The sequence below is a fragment of the Streptomyces sp. NPDC059853 genome (genome assembly GCF_042731495.1).
Taxonomy (GTDB): domain Bacteria; phylum Actinomycetota; class Actinomycetes; order Streptomycetales; family Streptomycetaceae; genus Streptomyces.
On the sequence record NZ_JBHWJL010000516.1, the window covers coordinates 1 to 1954 of the forward strand.

A 1954-nucleotide genomic window follows, 5' to 3' on the forward strand; every position below is an offset into this window, starting at 1 on the left:
GGCCTGGGGGGTGGACTGGTAGACCACCGGACGCAGCCAGCGTTCGATGGCGGTGGCGCCGACCGAGGTGGAGGTGGAGGTGGTCGCCGGGTAGGGCCCGCCGTGGTGCTGGGCCGGGGAGACGGCGACGCCGGTGGGCCAGCCGTTGACCAGGACGCGCCCGGCCAGCGGGGTGAGTTCGGCGACCAGCGCCGCGGCGTCGCCGCTCTCGCCCGCCGCCTCGGCGGCGCTGAGCTGGACGGTGGCGGTGAGGTTGCCGGGCAGCCGGCCGAGGACCCGGCTGACCTCCTCGTCGTCGCTGTAGCGGGCGACGACGGTGAGCGGGCCGAAGCACTCCTCCAGCAGCAGTTCGTGGGCGCTCTCGTCCTCGGCGAGCCGGGCGGCGGGCACGGTGAGGAAGCCGGGGACGACCGTCAGTTCCTCGCCGGGGCCGGCCGGGGTGCCGGTGGTCACCTCCGCCAGTCCGGCGCGGGCCGCGACACCGGCGACGAAGTTCTCCCGCATGCGGGTGTCGAGCAGGACGCCGGGGGTGCTGCCCGCGAGCTTCTCGCCGAGGGTGGCCACCAGCCGGTCGCCCTCCTCGCCCTCGGGGGCGAGGACGAGGCCGGGCTTGACGCAGAACTGGCCGGTTCCCAGGGTGACCGAGCCGGCGAGGCCCTCGCCGATCTCCTCGGCGCGCTCGGCGGCGGCCTCCCGGGTGACGACCACCGGGTTGAGGCTGCCCAGTTCGCCGTGGAAGGGGATCGGCACCGGCCGGGCGGCGGCGGCGTCGAACAGCGCGCGCCCGCCGCGTACCGAGCCGGTGAAGCCGGCGGCGCTCACCAGCGGGTGCTTGATCAGCTCGATGCCGGCCTCGAAGCCGTGCACCACGGAGATCACGTCCTCCGGCAGCCCCACCCCGGCGGCGGCGCGGCGCAGCGCGGCGCCGGTGAGGGCGGAGGTGGCGGGGTGGTCGGGGTGCGCCTTGACGACGACCGGGCAGCCGGCGGCGAGCGCGGAGGCGGTGTCGCCGCCGGGGACGGAGAAGGCGAGCGGGAAGTTGGAGGCGGCGTAGACCGCGACCACGCCCAGCGGGATCTTGTAGCGGCGCAGGTCCGGCCGGGGCGGGGTGAGGCCGGGGTCGGCGTGGTCGATGATGACGCCGAGGTAGCCGCCGTCCGCGACCTCGTCGGCGAAGGCGCGCAGCTGGCCGGTGGTGCGGTCCAGTTCGCCGGTGAGCCGGGGCAGGCCGAGGGCGGTCTCCGCGTCGGCGGCGGCGATGATGGCGTCGCGGTCGGCCTCCAGGGCGTCGGCCGCGGCGCGCAGCAGCGCGATCCGGGTGTCGCGGTCGGCGAGCGCGCCGGAGGTGGCGTGGGCGGCGCGGACGGCCCGGTCGACGTCGGCCGCTCCGGCCTCGGTGGTGACCTGTTCGCGGCGCTTCCCGGTCCGGGGGTCCACGCTCCACACTGGTTCTGCTGACACCGGTCGTTCCTCCCGCGGCGAACGTTCGATATACTGAACAGCGTCCCTGTATGTGAATATGAGACGCTCACAGACTCTATAGCGGTTCGAACAAAGGGGTCAAGGTCGATGGCAGCCGGTGAGACGGGCGCATCCCCGGTCAAATCCGCGGTACGGACCGTGGAACTCCTGGAATTCTTCGCGGGACGCCCGGGCATGCACTCGCTGGCCGATGTGCAGTCGGCCCTCGGCTACCCCAAGTCCAGCCTGTACATGCTGCTGCGCACGCTGGTGGAGCTGGGCTGGGTGGAGACCGACCCGACCGGCACCCGGTACGGCATCGGGGTGCGGGCGCTGCTGGTGGGCACCTCGTACATCGACGGCGACGAGGTGGTGGCGGCGGCCCGCACCACCCTGGACCGGCTCTCGGACGAGACGACGGAGACCATCCACCTGGCGCGCCTGGACGGCACCAGCGTGGTGTATCTGGCCACCCGCCAGTCCGACCACTATC

Annotated in this window: 2 protein-coding genes; one reads left to right on the top strand and one right to left on the bottom strand. The window is 74.1% G+C overall.

The window, feature by feature from the left end:
• Positions 1-1461: aldehyde dehydrogenase (NADP(+)) (locus tag ACFV5N_RS27450; RefSeq protein WP_385605139.1), on the bottom strand; the 1461-nt coding region annotated here is incomplete at its 3' end.
• Positions 1462-1569: 108 nt separating this feature from the next.
• Here ACFV5N_RS27450 and ACFV5N_RS27455 point away from each other — a divergent pair.
• Positions 1570-1954: IclR family transcriptional regulator (locus tag ACFV5N_RS27455; protein WP_385605142.1), on the top strand; the 385-nt coding region annotated here is incomplete at its 3' end.